Source organism: Pandoraea sp. PE-S2R-1, assembly GCF_002179865.1.
GTDB lineage: Bacteria > Pseudomonadota > Gammaproteobacteria > Burkholderiales > Burkholderiaceae > Pandoraea.
Window position 1 is genome coordinate 263816 of record NZ_NGUR01000005.1, and the last position, 14901, is coordinate 278716.

Sequence of the window (14901 nt, forward strand, 5' to 3'; positions counted from 1 at the left end):
TCAAGCCGTGGCTGCTCGCGCTGGGACTGGGCGCGGGCTTTGGGATGACGTCGGTTGGCAGCATGGCGCAATTGCCGGACCGTCCGGTGAAGGTGGGGGTGCTCACCGATATGTCGGGCACGTATTCGGCAATGGGCGGCGCGGGCTCGGTGGTGGCCGCGCAAATGGCGATCGACGATTGTCTGGCCGCCGAATGCAAGGGCATGAAAATCGATCTGGTCTCGGCCGACAACCAGAACAAGGCGGACGTGGCCGCCAACAAGGCCCGCGAATGGTTCGATCGCGACAACGTCGACGCAGTGGCCGACCTGACCAATTCCGCCGCGGCGCTCGCCGTGCAGAAGATCGCCATGGACAAGCAGCGCATCGCGCTGTTCTCCGGTCCCGCGACTACACGCCTCACCAACGAAGACTGTTCGCCCACGGGCTTCCACTGGATGTTCGACACTTACTCGCAGTCGGCCGCAACGGCGCGCGCGATGGTCAAGAACGGGGGCAAGACGTGGTACTTCATCACCGTCGATTACGCGTTCGGGCACTCGCTCGAGAAGGATGCTGCCGATAACGTGAAGGCGCTCGGCGGTACGGTGGTGGGCCAATCGCGCCACCCGCTCAACGCGTCGGATTACGCCTCGTTCCTGTTGTCGGCGCAAAGCTCGAAAGCCGAAGTGGTCGCGCTCGCCAACGGCGGGCAGGACACCGTCAATGCGCTCAAGCAGGCGCGCGAATTCGGCATCGTGCAACGCGGGCAGAAGCTGGCGGCGCTGCTGGTGTTCCTCTCCGACGTGCACGCGCTCGGTCTGAATACCGCACAAGGGCTGATGTTCACGGATGGTTTCTACTGGGATTTCGACGATGCCTCGCGCACGTGGTCGGCTCGCTTCCAGAAAAAGTACAAGGACCTGAAGCCGACGATGGTGCAGGCCGGCGTGTATTCGAGCGTGCTGCATTACCTGCGCGCGGTGGCCGCAACGAAGAGCGTGGATGCCAAGGTAGTTGCGCAAAAGATGCGTGAAATGCCGATTCGCGATCCGATCATGCATAACGCCTCGATTCGCCCCGATGGCCGCGTAATTCACGACATGTATCTGTTCCGCGTGAAGGCGCCCGCCGAGTCGAAGGGCCCGTGGGACTACTACTCCACGGTCGCGACGGTGCCTGCCACCGAAGCGTTCCAACCGTTGTCGAAGTCGACCTGCCCGCTCGTGAAGACGACCGCCGCAGCGCGATAAACGCTTCAACTGCCGGGCAACGGCCTCGCGCCGATTGCCTATCTTTGAGTTACCGGCGGCGCTGTGCGGTGTGGATGTTTCTCAACATTGCCCCGCAGGCCGCCATTCCTGAACTTTGCATTCGTTTTGATCTGGAGAGCGTGTCATGTCCCTGCCTACTATTCCGCTGCTCATCGATGGCAAGCGCGTTGAGTCGAAGACGTCGCAGTGGCGCGACGTTGTGAACCCTGCCACGCAGGAAGTGATCGCGCGTGTCCCGTTTGCCACCCCTGAAGAACTCAATGCCGCCGTCGCGTCGTCGAAGGCGGCTTACAAGACGTGGCGTGCCACGTCGCAGGCGTCGCGCATGCGCGTGATGCTGCGCTTTCAACAACTGCTGCGCGATCACACGGGCGAACTCGCCGAGCTGATCACGCGTGAGCATGGCAAGACGTTGCCCGATGCCGAAGGCGAAATCGGTCGTGGTCTGGAAGTGGTCGAGCACGCGTGTTCGATTGCGTCGCTGCAACTGGGCGAATACGCCCAGAACGCGGCGGGCGGCGTGGATGTGTACACGCTGATCGAACCGCTGGGGGTGTGCGCCGGTATCACGGCATTCAACTTCCCCGTGATGCTGCCGTGTTTCATGTTCCCGCTGGCGGTCGCCACCGGCAACACGTTCGTGCTCAAGCCGTCGGAACAAGATCCGAGCGCGTCGCTGCGTCTGGCCGAACTCGCCCTCGAAGCGGGTCTGCCGCCGGGCGTGCTGAACGTCGTGCATGGCGGCCCGGACACGGCCAATGCAATCTGCGATCACCCGGACATCAAGGCGGTCTCGTTCATCGGTTCGACGCATGTCGGCACGCATATCTACCGTCGCGCGTCGGAAGCCGGCAAGCGTTGTCAGGCGATGATGGGCGCGAAGAATCATTGCGTGATCCTGCCGGACGCCGATCGCGAACAAGCGATCAATCATCTGCTGGGCGCGGCATTCGGTGCGGCCGGCCAGCGTTGCATGGCCACGTCGGTGGCCGTACTCGTGGGCGAGGCCCGCGAGTGGGTGCCCGAGTTGGTCGAACGTGCGCGCGCTCTTAAAGTGGGCCCGGGCACCGATCGCAAGGCCGATCTCGGTCCGGTGGTGTCGAAGCAGGCGCGTGCCCGTATCGAGAAGTTGATCGGTGCCGGCGTGGAAGAGGGCGCGAAGCTGCTGCTCGACGGCCGCGGACACGTTGTGAAGGAAGCGCCGGAAGGCAACTTCGTCGGCCCGACCATCTTCGACGGCGTGAGCGCCGAGATGTCGATCTATCGCGACGAAATCTTCGGGCCGGTGCTGTGCATGACCGGTGTCGATACGCTCGACGAGGCGATCGCCTTCGTCAACGCCAACCCGAACGGCAACGGCGTGGCACTGTTCACGCAGGATGGCGGCGCGGCGCGTCAGTTCCAGAACGAGATCGACGTCGGTCAGGTCGGTATCAATCTGCCGATTCCGGTGCCGGTGGCGTGGTTCAGCTTCACGGGCTCACGCGGTTCGAAACTGGGCGATCTGGGACCGAACGGCAAGCAGGCGATTCTGTTCTGGACGCAGACCAAGACCGTGACGGCTCGCTGGCAAGCGCGCGGCACCGGCCCCTCCGGTGTGAACACGACGATCACGTTGAAGTAATACCGACGGCTAATTTTCGGGAGACATGACGATGGCTACGGAAACGACCTCTCAGCCCACATGGCGCGTCGCGTTCATCGGGCTGGGCAATATGGGCGGCCCGATGGCCGCGAATCTGGTCAAGGCGGGTCACGCGGTGCGCGGCTTCGACCTGTCGGGGGCGGCCGTCGACCGGCTCGCTGCCGGAGGCGGTCAGGCGGCCAAGTCGATTGCCGACGCCGTGCGCGACGCACAGGTGGTGATCACGATGTTGCCGGCGGGCGAGCACGTGCTTGCCGCCTACGACGGTCCGGAGGGCGTGCTGGCCAATGCGCCGGCCGATGCGGTGCTGATCGACAGCAGCACGGTGCCGCCGGAAATTCCGCGTCAGTTGGCGAAGCTCGCGCGTGCCGGTACCGCCTTGCTCGATGCGCCAGTGTCGGGTGGTACGGCGGGGGCGGCAGCAGGCACGTTGACGTTCATGGTCGGAGGCGATGCTGCCCTCGTCGAACGCATGCGGCCGTTGCTGGCCAACATGGGCCGTGCCATTCATCATGGCGGTGCGCTCGGTGCCGGTCAGACGCTCAAGCTGTGCAACAACATGCTGCTCGGCATTCTGATGGCGGGCACGAGTGAAGCGTTGCGGCTCGGTATTGCCAACGGACTCGATCCGAAGGTGCTGTCGGCGGTGATGCAGCAAAGCTCGGGGCGTAACTGGACGTTGGAGGTCTACAACCCGTGTCCGGGCGTGATGGAGAACGCGGCGTCGTCGCGTGGCTACACCGGCGGGTTTGCGACCGACCTGATGGCGAAGGACCTGCGCCTTGCGCACGGGGCCGCAGCGAGCAGCGATGTCGCGACGCCGCTGGGCGATCTGGCGAGACGCATCTTTGAAGTGCATCGCGCCAATGGTCACGGTGCGCTCGACTTCTCCAGCATCTTTCAAGACCCGGTGACGCTGGCGCAGGCACTCGACGTGAAGTAACGACGGCCGTGCGTTATCAAGATAAAACGCCCGACGGCTTGGCAGCCATCGGGCGTTTTGTCATACGAGCGTTCGACCGGTAAAGCGGGGCGCTTCCCGCAGATCAGCCGGCAATCATGTGATGCAGTTGATCGAGTTCCTGATTGAGCGCGCGCTGCTCGTCACCCGACAAGCCACCGCCGTGCTGGGCCGCCATATCGCGCGCTTCCTGCGCGATGGCATCGAGCCGGCGATGCAGCTCGTAGCCGCGCGGCGGCGGGTAATAGCCTTGGTTCACGTGGTTGTCGATGTCGCGCGATTCGTTGCCGATGCGCCGGTCGATCTGCTCGCGACGTTGCACGGCCACGGTGTGCGGGTCTTGCTCGACCACGACGCGCGCGGCAGGCGCGGGGCGAGGGGGCTCGACGACGCAGCCAGAGAGCGTGCCAACCACGCCGGCGAGGCCGGCGACCAGTGCGAGAGCGGCCAGGCCGCGAGACTTACCCTGAGTGCGATGTGGATTCATGATCGTTATTGAGCACTTGTACACGCCAAGACGGCGCAGTTGCATTCTCGCGAGAGGCGCACGCGGCGGGTAGCGATGTTGCATTCGGTTGCAACCATTTCAGCCGCGGCAATGTGACGCAGGTGCCGGGGCGGCACCGTTCTGGCGCCGCAGCGTCGGCGGACATGCCCGCCGGACGGTCGCCACCGGCTGGGTAGAAATTGCCGGAAATCGTTGCCGGACGCGGGGCAGGGGCGTATGATGCCCGCGAATTGGCTCCCCCCACAGCCTGTCCTGAGCGCTTGCGAGCGCCATTTGCCGCCATGATCGTCCGTCCCAATCTGCATTGGCTGCGCATGCTTTTCGTCGTGCGCGGCTCGATCGTGCCCAAGATCGCCACGCAGCTCATCTTCACCACGATCATTTCGATTGTCGTCACCGTGGCGCACGGCCGTGTGTTCGAGTGGAAGATTCCGCTCACGTTCGTGCCGTTCTCGCTCATCGGTATCACGCTCGCGATCTTTCTCGGTTTTCGTAACACCACGAGCTATGCCCGCTATTGGGAAGCCCGCGTGCTGTGGGGCAGTGTGCTCAACGAGACGCGCGCGCTTGCCCGCCAGTCGATGACGCTGGTCGCGGACACCTCGGATTCGCCGCGTTTCGTGGCCTACCTGATCGCCTTCGTGCACGGCATGCGCCACCAGTTGCGCGGCACGGACCCGCGGGCGGACTTCGAGCGCCTGCTGAGCCCGGAAGACGTGAAGTGCCTGATGCGCAAGCAATTCAAGCCGATCACCATTCTGCTGATGGCGGGCGAGTGGTTGCGTGAGCGCCGGCTGAAGGGGCAGATCGACGCGCCGCTCGCGCAGGTCATGGAGATGCACCTCGACCGGCTTGGTGAAGCCATCGGCGGCTGCGAGCGTATTGCCTCGACACCGATCCCGTTCACGTACGGCGTGATCCTGCACCGCGTGACGTATCTCTACAGCGTGCTGCTGCCGTTCGGTCTGGTCGACTCGATCGGGCTCATGACGCCGGTTATCGTGGCGTTCATTTCGTACACGTTCTTCGCCCTCGAAGCGGTGAGCGCCGAGATCGAAGAGCCGTTCGGGCTCGAACCCAACGACCTCGCGCTCGACGCGATGTCCGACACCACCGAGCAATCGCTGCGCGAGATCCTGCACCGCCAGCACACCGCGAAGCTGCGCGAGCGCGGCGATCACCACATCATCACCTGAGCATCACCTGAGCCGGTTTTCCGCCTTCGCAAGCCTTTGATACTAAAGTGCTTGCTTTACTATTTTGCGCGACTATACTCAAGCACATGCTTGACCATGACAACACTCTCGATCTGACGTTTCAGGCGCTGGCCGACACTTCCCGCCGCGCCATGCTCGTGCGCCTGGCGCAGGGGCCCGCGTCGGTGAGTGCGTTGGCGCAGCCGCTGGCGATGTCGCTACAGGCGGTCATGCAGCACCTTGCCGTGCTTGAGGGCGCGGGACTGGTGCGAACGGAAAAGGCCGGCCGTGTGCGTACGTGCCGGATCGAACCTCAGGCGCTGAGTCTTGCAGAGCGATGGATCAACCAGCGCCGACATGAGTGGGAGGGCCATCTCGACCGGTTGGGCGAGTATCTGGCCAGCCTGCCGCCCGAAGGAGAGATTCATGAGGACAGCAAGTGATGGCGTGGCGCCCCTGCCACCGATGACGATCGGCCGCACCTACGCGGCCGCGAGCGATGCCGTGTTCCGGGCCTGGACGACGACGGAAGCGGTCAAACGCTGGTTTTGTCCGACGGGCTATACCGTTCCAGAAGCGCAGGTCGATGCGCGCGTGGGCGGTATTTTCGAACTACGGATGCAGTCGCCCGAAGGCGAGTCGCACTGGATTCGCGGGCGTTTCACCGAAATCGACGCGCCGGTGCGGCTGGTGATCGAGATGGACGTGACGGATGCCACCGGGCATGTCTTGTTCCGTGCCCACACGACGGCGGGTTTCGCCAATGTCTCCGAGGGCACGCGGCTTGAAGTCGAGCAACGCTATACGGTGGTCGATCCGGCGTTTGCATGGATGCCCGCCGGTGCCAGCCAAGGCTGGGCGCAGACGCTCGACAAACTCGCCCGCGAAGTCACCCGCTTCGATGTGGACGCGCCTTCGCATCGTTCGGTCGTGCACGCGACATTCCGTATCGAACGGCAATATGCCGCGACGCCGGCGCGCGTCTTCCGGGCACTGACCGAGCGCGAAGCCAAGGACCGGTGGTTCACCGGCGGCGCGGGCTTCACGCAGCTTGAGCGCTCGATGGATGTGCGCCCCGGTGGCCGTGAGCACTCGAAAGGGCGCTGGGCCGGTGGCATGGTCTCGACGTTCGATGCGCAGTATTTCGACGTCGTGACCGATACGCGTCTGGTCTACGCCTATGAAATGCACCTCGACACGCGCAAGATCTCGGCGTCGCTCGCCACCATCGAACTGCGCGCGCATGACGGCGGCACACAACTCGTCATGACGGAGCAAGGCGCGTTTCTCGACGGCTACGACGACGCCGGTTCGCGCGAGCGGGGCACACATTTCTTGCTCGACGCCCTCGGCGCATCGCTGGCCAACTGAGACGCTCGCGCCCCGAGATCGTTACGGGGCGCGGTTTCTCAGGGTTTGCACCAATGTCGGGCATGCGATTCTCATCGAAACACGCAATAGTTCGTGGACAAATATCGCGTTTTTCATTGCATTTGCGAGTTCTAGACTTCCTTCCATCGACGGCGCTTTAACAAAACAAAGCCGTCGCAACTGACAGGAGTTTTCAAACATGAACCGCAAGAACATCGCAATCGCCCTTATCGCCGCCGCCGCTTCGTTCGGAGCCGCCTCCAGCTACGCTGTTGAAAACGGTAACAACTACCCTGACGTCGCTTCGCAAGGTGCGCCGCTGACCCGCGCTGCCGTGCTGGCCGATCTGGCCCAAGCCCGCGCCAACGGTCTGATCCCCCAAGGCGACGCCGACTATCCGGTGTATGTCGCTTCGGGTGAGGCCAAGAGCCGCGCTGAAGTGAAGAACGAACTGGCCCAAGCCCGTGCCGAAGGCCTGATGGCAGAAAACGACGTGGATTACCCGATCGTCGTGTCGCAAGGCCCGAGCGTCTCGCGTGCTGACGTCAAGCAAGAACTCGCCCGCGCCCGCGCTGCCGGCGAACTGAATGTGAGCGAAGGCAGCTGATCTGCCAGTATCGCCCGCAGCATCAAGTGAAAAGCCGTCCCATTGGGGACGGCTTTTTTCATGGGACTTGGCGAAGCGCCGACGGCCTCAGGCTTTCATGAAGCGCAGCGCCAGACGCGCCAGTTTCGGCACGAAGGTCGGGCGCAGCAGGCGCTTGTCGTAGCCGTCCATGCGGCGCGCGTCTTCCTCCAGACACAGCGCGATCAGGTCGCGCGGTTTCAGCGATTCACCGATCTCGGCCGTGCTGGTCGCGGGGAAGTTGGCATCGCGCGCCACGCCGTCGGTGTCGATGCCGCGTGCGATCGCCATGCGGTCCCAGATCAACGTGACCCACACGGCGACGACACGCGCGTAAAACCATGGGCGTTTCCAGAACGGCAGGTTGCGGCGATGCCACGCCACCCAGTTCGCGAAGAACAGGATGTGGCGTGCCTCCTCCTGAATCACCGGTTCGAACGTTTCCACGAGAGCCTCGGGGAAATAGCCCGAACGCTGGGCCGATCGGAACAGCCCGAACGCGACGAAGCTGTCGATGCACTCGCTGAAGCCGGTTTTCATCCATGCCCATTCGGGATCGTCGGGCGGCGGATACGGAGGCTCTGGAGCCAACTCGATGCCGTAGGCTTCCACCAGCTTGGACAACACCACCTTGTGACGCGCTTCTTCCTCGCCATCCATGACGAGGGCTTCGCGTAATAACGGATCTTGAATGGTCGCCGCGTAGGTGGCCACACGAATGGACGCGCGGCCCTCGGTCTGCACGGCGATGTCCCAGATGGGCAGCGCGGTCAGCCGTTTGAGGGCGTCGGGAGGAAGCGCCGGCCAGTCGATGACGGCGGGCTTGTAGGGGTTGTGAGACGCCAGCAGCATGCGGCAAAACATCTGCTTGTGGGAGTCCGAACCAATTGCCACCGGGCCATCGACATCGTATTGCCAATGGCGCATGACGTGGTCTGCCTCGGCCTCAGCGACGGCTATCGCTTGCGCGTCGGACGTCTGTTCGGGATATCGCATGAGGTATCGGTCAGGTCTGCATTCGCAAAAATCATACCATCAAGCATGACGCACGCGCCGTGCAGAATTGTCTGTTCGCGGCGGGCGAATGCGAGACGAAATCCCGGCGGAAGTGAGACGCCCACCCGTCAAAAGTGCGTTTGAAATATGCTGTAATTGTTTCGTTTGACGCAACGCGCGTTATCGCCCGGCAGCGTTTATCCTGAGTCAAGGGCTCACTAGACTGGTGAGCCCGCTGTCGCTGTTTTTCAGCTTCTTTGCATTGGACTCATCATGACGTTGACCCTTGAGCAACTCTTTCCGCAGCATCGTCCCGAAGGTGAAGCCGTGGCCACGGCTCTGGACAGTCACGCCGTTGTGCAGGCGCTGTCGCTGGCGTGCGCCGAGCACCCGCTCGTCCTGCTGCGCATGATGTACCCGGCCACGGATGCCACCACGCACCGCAGCCGCGACGAACTCGCCGAAGTGCTTCACCGCCACGGCTTGCATCAGGTCGCCGGCCTGATCGAAGAAGAGTCGCCGTATCTGATGTTCACGTCGGTCGCGCACGCCTTCCTCACGCTGGTGGAAATTCGCCGCTATTCGGCCGCGATTGCCGTGCATCTCTACTATCGCGGGTTGGCCGGCACCGATGCCGAAGAACGCCTGCGCACCGACGCCAAAGTGCCGGCCGACGGGCATTTCAAGCCGTTCGATTAAACGATTTGATGCGACGAATGGTGGGGTAGCAGACACAGCGCGCAGACTTACGCTGCGCGCTGTGTTGATTATCGCCCGGGGCTTTTCTCTTGCGCTTCGGGCGGTGTGGATGGTGTGGGTGTCATGTCCGGCGCTTTGTCGCCGTCCCAGCCGAATGTGACCTGCCGCTGCGCCTTGCGCTGTTCGCGCTCGCGCGTCATCTGCTCCTCGAACTGACGACGGCCTTCCTTGGACTTCGCAATCATCTTGTTGCGGTCCTGGTAGAACGGATACATCTCGTCGGTCAGTTTGATGTTGCCGCGCCGGAACGCCATGGTCGCTTCGCGCGCTTCGGCGGCCGGCCAGCCGAGTTCTTCCAGCACCGAACGTGCGCTGCGAAGCGACGACTCGAACACTTCCCGCTCGATGTGCTTCACGCCCCGGTCGCGCAACTGGAACAGATGCCCCACGTTGCGCGCCCGCGCGATGATCGGGACCTCTGGAAAATGCTCGCGCAGCAGATCCACGATCTCCAGCGACTGATCGACATCGTCGACAGCGACCACTACCGCACGCGCATTGGCGACACCGGCGATGCGCAGCAGGTCGAGCCGCGTGGCATCGCCGTAGAACACGCGAAAACCGATCTGCCGCAGGCTCTCGATGGTGTCCGGATCATGATCGAGCACCGTCACCGACACGCCTTGCGGTATCAACGCCCGCCCGACGATCTGGCCGTAGCGGCCAAACCCGCAGATCACCACACTCGCCGTCTGCGGCTCGGCAATCTCTTCCATGCGCGGCGAACCCTTGAGGCTGTAGCGCGGCAGCAGCCACTTGTCGATGGCGACCAGCAGCAGGGGCGAGATCAGCATCGAGAGCGCGACGGCACCAATCAAAAATGACGACACGGCAGGCGGCAAGACTTGCGGGCCTGCTGACTGGAACACCACGAAGGCGAATTCACCACCCTGTGCCAGCAGTAGCGTGAAGATCGGCCGCTCCTGATACGGCAGCTTCATCAGTCGCGACAACCCGTAGATCGCGAGCCCCTTCACCGCCATGAAGCCGACGACCACCGCCAGCATGCGCAGCGGCTGCGCAAACAACACGCCGAAATCGATGCTCATGCCCACGGCGATGAAGAACAACCCGAGCAGCAATCCCTTGAACGGCTCGATGTCGGTTTCGAGTTCGCGGCGGTATTCGCTTTCTGCCAGCAGCACCCCGGCGAGGAACGCGCCCAACGCCATCGACAAGCCAACCCACTGCATCAACGCGGCAATGGCGACGACGAGCAGCAGCGCAGCAGCCGTGAAGATTTCCGGGGTCTTGCTGTTGGCAATCCAGCGCAGCAGCGGCCGCAACGCCAGCCGGCCACCGAGAATGATGGCGGCGATCACGCCGACGATTTTCAGGGCTTCGAGCGCACGCTGGGTGCCGGTCAGCGCGTGGCTGTCGATCGAGTTGGCGAGCAACGGCAGCAGCGCAAGAATCGGGATGGCCGCGACGTCCTGAAACAGCAGGATCGAGAAACCGGCTTGTCCGCTGGGGGTGCCGAGCAGGTTGCGCTCGGCCATCACCTGCAAGGCAATTGCCGTGGACGACAGCGCCAGTCCGAGTGCCGCGACGAGTGCAATGCGCCACGGCGCACCGAGTGCGAAGCCGGCGCAGAACAGCAGTACCGCGCAGCCGATGACCTGCGCGGAGCCCCAGCCGAAGATCGGCCGCCGCAAATTCCACAGACGGCGCGGCTCCAGTTCCAAGCCGACGAGAAACAACATGAGCACCACACCGAACTCGGCAAAGTGCAGCACGTCTTCCACACGCGAGACGAGTCCCAACCCCCACGGGCCGATGGCGATGCCGGCAGCGAGATAACCGATGATCGCGCCGAGCCCTAACGCCCGTGAGAGCGGCACCACGATGACGGCTGCCGCGAGATAGATCAGGCTGGCGAGCAGCCACGACGGGACGTGTTCCATCAGAGGGCCCTCCCGGAACGTGCGTCGGTGTCAGTGTCGGGGGCGGCGTCAGCGGTGGCCGGTGCGCTCAGCGCAGGCGGCGAAACATCCGGCGGACAGCGCGGACGGTCGCTGTCGGGGATGTCGCTGCACTCGGGGGCGGCGTCCATCGAGATCAGCTCCGGCCATTGCGGATAGGTCGCCAGACGACCAGCGAATTCGCTCACGTGCGCGTCAAGCGCGGCGTCGCCGCTGCGGCGCGCGCCGTAAAACACCTGTGGCGGCAGGAAGCGCATGCCGCACAGACGTGCCGTCTGCTCATAGGCCGGCAGAAAGTCGGCAAAGTCGTGCTGGTTGTAGCCTTGCTCGCTGTAGCTCGCCTGCGGGCCGCCCGTGCTCGGCACCAGCCAGAGATCCTTTCCGGCGAGCGCGTGGCCGTCGTGTCCATACGCCCAGCCCCACGTGAGCACCTCGTCGAACCACAGTTTTTGCAACGGCGGCATGCTGTACCAGTAGATCGGATGCACGAGCACGATCAGGTCGGCACGCGCCACGCGCTGCTGTTCGGCAGCCACGTCGATGCTGAAGTCGGGATAGGTCGAATACAGGTCGTTGACGTCGACGCCGGTGATGCTGCGCGCGGCGTCGAGCAGGCGGCGGTTCACGCGTGAGTCGCGCCACCGCGGATGCGCCACGATGACGTAGATGGCGCGTCCGGACGTGTCGTCGGCCGCCGTGGTGAGGGCTGGGAGGGAAGCGGGTTCGGTCATGCGAGCGAGAATACCGCATTCGCATGACGGCGGATCGCATCGATGTTAAAGACTGTGGTGGCAGCAGCCGTTAAGTGTGGATATGCTTCACTGAGCTTTCGATGGGTCCGTTTCGCCCGGTCCGATACCCGGCGCCGACGGAGGTTGAAGTCACATAACAAGAACTTTTGCGCGGGGGCCGCTTGGCGGTCGATACCTGCGCTACACCGACATGTCGCCGCAAGCCTTTCGCAATACCGTCAACATGATCTATCACGGCCGCAACGTCGCTCTGGCGTTGCTGCTGGTTGCACTCCTCTACAACCAGACCTTCTGGGTGTTCGTGAGTGCTGTCGCGGCAGCGCTGTGTACCGGCGCGCTGCGCGAGGCCGACCGCATGCCCGAAGACGAGGACGTGCCGCCGCGCCCGCTCGTCATTCAGGTGCTGCGTATCTCCGTGCCGCTACTGCTCACGATGTTCGCCATCGGCTATGGCGTGGTGTGGTTCAACCGTAACTTCGGCTGACGGCGCTGCGGCGTCACAACACCATGGCGCGCATGGCCCGGCCGGTTGCCTCATCGGCCGGATAGAACGCTTCGAGCGCCAGTTCGGCGAGCGTGACATCCACCGGCGTGCCGAACACCGTCGTCGTGCTGAAGAACGACAGCAGGCCATCGTCGGTGCGCAACTGCATCGGCACGAAAATGCTCGCCGATGCCGGTACCGCAGGCGGCGGCTCGCGCGATGCGACCGGATACGCCTTCAATTCCTCATACAACTCGCCCAGCGTGGCGTCACCGCTCGCATGAATCTGCTGACGCAGACGATGCAGCAGATGCGCGCGCCATTCGGGCAGATTCGCGATGCGCGGTGCCAGCCCGTCCGGATGCAGCGACAGGCGCAGCACGTTGACCGCGCCGCTCAATAGCGACGGGTCCACGCCAGCGAGCAGCGGCATGACGGCGCGGTTTGCCGCCAGCAATGTCCAGTGGCGATCGACGGCCAGTGCCGGGTAAGGCTCGTGGCCATCGAGCACGCGCTGCACGGCTTCGCGGGCGACGGCCATGTCGGGCGCATCGAACGCGCGGGCTTCGAAGCGTGGCGCAAAGCCGGCGGCGACCAGCATCGCATTGCGCTCGCGCAACGGGATGTCGAGCGCCTGCGCAAGATGCAGCAGCATCTCGCGGCTCGGTTGCGCGCGGCCCGTCTCGACAAAGCTCAGATGGCGCGTCGAGATCTCTGCTTCCAGCGCGAGATCGAGTTGGCTCATGCGCCGGCGCTGACGCCAGTCGCGCAACAGGGTTCCGATAGCAGGTGTCGTCATGAAACGGATGATAGCGGCTGGGTAATGCACCGCCATTACCTCGCAGGTAATCGACGGCGTGTCGTGGGCTCACGAAGATGTCAGTCAGCGAGACCCGATGTCTCGTCGTCCTGATCACCCGTCGCGACGTTGTCGTCGGTGCACGGTGCGGATCGGTCCAACTTCGATGGAGGTCGCCATGATGTCATCCCGTCAAACGTCGTTTCTGTCTTCGGTTCAAACGTCGGTTCAATCGGTATTTCTTGTCCGCGTGCTGCTCGCCGACGCACTCGTGAGTGGCGCCGTGGGGCTGTTGCAGGTGCTGGTGGCTGCACCGCTGGCCGCACTGCTGGATCTGCCTGCCGAAGGGCTGCGCGTGACCGGGCTGGTACTGCTTGTCTATGGGGCGGCGCTGGTCTGGCTGGTGCGCCGCACGACCCTGCCGGCCAGCGCCGTATGGACGGTGATCGCCATCAATGCGATCTGGGCGCTCGACTGTGCCGTGTTGCTGGCGTCGGACTGGATTGCGCCAAACGCGCTGGGTGTGGCGTTCATCGCCGTGCAGATCGTGACCGTGCTGGTGTTTGCCGAACTGACGTTCATCGGGTTGCGCCGCCGTCGGGCGGCGCAGGCCTGACGGTTATTTCACGAACTGGATGTCGTTCGGTGCCTGCGGCGGCAGCTTGATCGCCAGCACCTTGAATTCGCCGCTGGTGTTTTGCGACCCGGCGTGCACGGTGCCACGCGGAATGATGATGAGATCACCCGGGTGCACGTCGCGCTGCTGGTCGCCCAGCCAGAACGTGCCGCTGCCGGCGATTACGTACTGAATCTCATCGGCGTCCTGATGCGTGTGGCGCGGCACGTTGCCGCTTTGCACGGCGACGGTGCCGTTGGTTGTGGCCACGAGCGTGCGCGAGCGTAGCGTGCCGACGTTGGGCACGAGCTTGCCGATCTGCTCGTCGGTCATGGCGCCGACGTCGATGATTTGCGGGGTGAGGGCGGTGGCCTGTGCCACGGCGCTGGGCATCAGGTGGGACGAAAGAAAACCGGCGGCGAAGGCGGCAGGTACGGCAGCAAGCAGGACGTAGCGACGCATGTTCTTGTTCCTTTTGTGGGTGCTTTGTGAGCGGCAAGCAACGGAATTCACGAGCGAGCGACTTGCAGAACCGCCATGAAGGCGGGCGGCCCCCGCAGCACGATCAAGCGTGCAGCAAGGGCCTGTGCCGGACTATACGCGCTCCCGCGAGAGGGCGGGATGCGGAATTGTCGGTAGATGCGCAGGGGGCAGCGGCGGCCCCGATGACAGGAACCACCGCTTGATACTGCCGATGACGTCCGATTATTGCGGCGGTTGCGCAGGCACGTCGCCGTGCTTGTGCAGCAGCGCATTGCGGCGCGCGTAGGTGAAGTAGATCACCATGCCGATGGCGAGCCACACGACAAACGCGATCCAGGTCGCGGCTTGCAGGTGGGCCATCAGGAACAGGCAAAGGCCCGCCGAGATCAGCGGCACCACCGGCGCACCGGGCACCCGGAACGCGCGCGGCAGGTCAGGACGGGTGCGGCGCAGCACGAGCACGGCGACCGACACCAGCGCGAACGCCGACAGCGTGCCGATATTGATCAGCTCGGCGAGCACGCCCAGCGG

General features: G+C 64.0%; 17 protein-coding genes. 10 read left to right on the forward strand and 7 right to left on the reverse strand.

Annotated features, from left to right (window positions below):
* The first annotated feature begins 44 nt into the window (after nt 1-44).
* The 3 genes from CDV44_RS02440 (at nt 45) to mmsB (ending at nt 3841) form a co-directional block, all read left to right on the forward strand.
* Nucleotides 45-1232 (forward strand): ABC transporter substrate-binding protein, encoded by a 1188-nt coding sequence (locus CDV44_RS02440; RefSeq protein ID WP_087686540.1) that lies wholly within the window; start codon nt 45-47, stop codon nt 1230-1232.
* Nucleotides 1233-1377: 145 nt separating this feature from the next.
* Nucleotides 1378-2877, forward strand: a complete 1500-nt coding sequence (locus tag CDV44_RS02445; protein WP_087686513.1) for a CoA-acylating methylmalonate-semialdehyde dehydrogenase — start codon at nt 1378-1380, stop codon at nt 2875-2877.
* Between the two features lie 31 nt (nt 2878-2908).
* Entirely contained in the window at nt 2909-3841 is a 933-nt protein-coding gene (mmsB, locus tag CDV44_RS02450) for a 3-hydroxyisobutyrate dehydrogenase (protein WP_087686541.1), read from the forward strand.
* 103 nt (nt 3842-3944) lie between these two features.
* Here mmsB and CDV44_RS02455 read toward each other — a convergent pair whose 3' ends face one another.
* Nucleotides 3945-4346, reverse strand: coding sequence for a hypothetical protein (locus CDV44_RS02455; RefSeq protein ID WP_058379893.1), 402 nt, complete (start codon nt 4344-4346; stop codon nt 3945-3947).
* 302 nt (nt 4347-4648) lie between these two features.
* Here CDV44_RS02455 and CDV44_RS02460 point away from each other — a divergent pair, with 302 nt between their 5' ends.
* From CDV44_RS02460 to CDV44_RS02475, 4 genes are all read left to right on the forward strand, one after another.
* Nucleotides 4649-5563 (forward strand): bestrophin family protein, encoded by a 915-nt coding sequence (locus CDV44_RS02460; RefSeq protein ID WP_087686514.1) that lies wholly within the window; start codon nt 4649-4651, stop codon nt 5561-5563.
* Between the two features lie 86 nt (nt 5564-5649).
* On the forward strand, nt 5650-6006 hold the full coding sequence (locus tag CDV44_RS02465) for a helix-turn-helix transcriptional regulator (protein WP_087686515.1): 357 nt from the start codon (nt 5650-5652) through the stop codon (nt 6004-6006).
* A complete protein-coding gene (locus CDV44_RS02470; protein WP_087686516.1) occupies nt 5990-6934 on the forward strand; it encodes an SRPBCC family protein in 945 nt (314 codons plus the stop codon). Before CDV44_RS02465 ends, CDV44_RS02470 begins: the two co-directional genes overlap by 17 nt.
* Before the next feature lie 199 nt (nt 6935-7133).
* Complete coding sequence (locus CDV44_RS02475) at nt 7134-7541, forward strand: DUF4148 domain-containing protein (protein WP_087686517.1); 408 nt, start codon at nt 7134-7136, stop codon at nt 7539-7541.
* Nucleotides 7542-7628: 87 nt separating this feature from the next.
* On the opposite strand, the gene CDV44_RS02480 is transcribed toward CDV44_RS02475, so the two are convergent.
* Nucleotides 7629-8486: a ferritin-like domain-containing protein gene (locus tag CDV44_RS02480; protein ID WP_170935834.1), complete on the reverse strand. Its 858-nt coding sequence runs from the start codon at nt 8484-8486 to the stop codon at nt 7629-7631.
* Between the two features lie 342 nt (nt 8487-8828).
* Between CDV44_RS02480 and CDV44_RS02485 the strand changes: the two genes are divergently transcribed.
* Nucleotides 8829-9254 carry a hypothetical protein gene (locus CDV44_RS02485; protein ID WP_058376004.1) on the forward strand — a complete coding sequence of 142 codons (426 nt, stop codon included), beginning with the start codon at nt 8829-8831 and terminating at the stop codon, nt 9252-9254.
* A 68-nt stretch (nt 9255-9322) separates the two neighbouring features.
* On the opposite strand, the gene kefC is transcribed toward CDV44_RS02485, so the two are convergent.
* Together kefC and CDV44_RS02495 are read right to left on the reverse strand one after the other, a co-directional pair.
* A complete protein-coding gene (gene kefC, locus CDV44_RS02490; RefSeq protein ID WP_087686519.1) occupies nt 9323-11218 on the reverse strand; it encodes a glutathione-regulated potassium-efflux system protein KefC in 1896 nt (631 codons plus the stop codon).
* Complete coding sequence (locus CDV44_RS02495; protein WP_087686520.1) at nt 11218-11967, reverse strand: NAD(P)H-dependent oxidoreductase; 750 nt, start codon at nt 11965-11967, stop codon at nt 11218-11220. The genes kefC and CDV44_RS02495 overlap by 1 nt, the downstream gene beginning before the upstream one ends.
* A gap of 211 nt (nt 11968-12178) precedes the next feature.
* On the opposite strand from CDV44_RS02495, the gene CDV44_RS02500 reads away from it, so the two are divergent.
* A complete protein-coding gene (locus tag CDV44_RS02500; RefSeq protein ID WP_058376002.1) occupies nt 12179-12472 on the forward strand; it encodes a hypothetical protein in 294 nt (97 codons plus the stop codon).
* A 13-nt stretch (nt 12473-12485) separates the two neighbouring features.
* Here the strand turns inward: CDV44_RS02500 and CDV44_RS02505 are convergent, their stop codons facing one another.
* Entirely contained in the window at nt 12486-13271 is a 786-nt protein-coding gene (locus CDV44_RS02505) for a helix-turn-helix domain-containing protein (protein WP_087686542.1), read from the reverse strand.
* A 178-nt stretch (nt 13272-13449) separates the two neighbouring features.
* On the opposite strand from CDV44_RS02505, the gene CDV44_RS02510 reads away from it, so the two are divergent.
* Nucleotides 13450-13887: a DUF2065 family protein gene (locus CDV44_RS02510; RefSeq protein WP_212677065.1), complete on the forward strand. Its 438-nt coding sequence runs from the start codon at nt 13450-13452 to the stop codon at nt 13885-13887.
* Nucleotides 13888-13890: 3 nt separating this feature from the next.
* Here the strand turns inward: CDV44_RS02510 and CDV44_RS02515 are convergent, their stop codons facing one another.
* Both CDV44_RS02515 and CDV44_RS02520 read right to left on the reverse strand, forming a co-directional pair.
* Nucleotides 13891-14349 (reverse strand): cupin domain-containing protein, encoded by a 459-nt coding sequence (locus CDV44_RS02515; RefSeq protein ID WP_058376001.1) that lies wholly within the window; start codon nt 14347-14349, stop codon nt 13891-13893.
* Between the two features lie 243 nt (nt 14350-14592).
* Nucleotides 14593-14901: amino acid permease C-terminal domain-containing protein (locus tag CDV44_RS02520; protein WP_305790809.1), on the reverse strand; the 309-nt coding region annotated here is incomplete at its 5' end.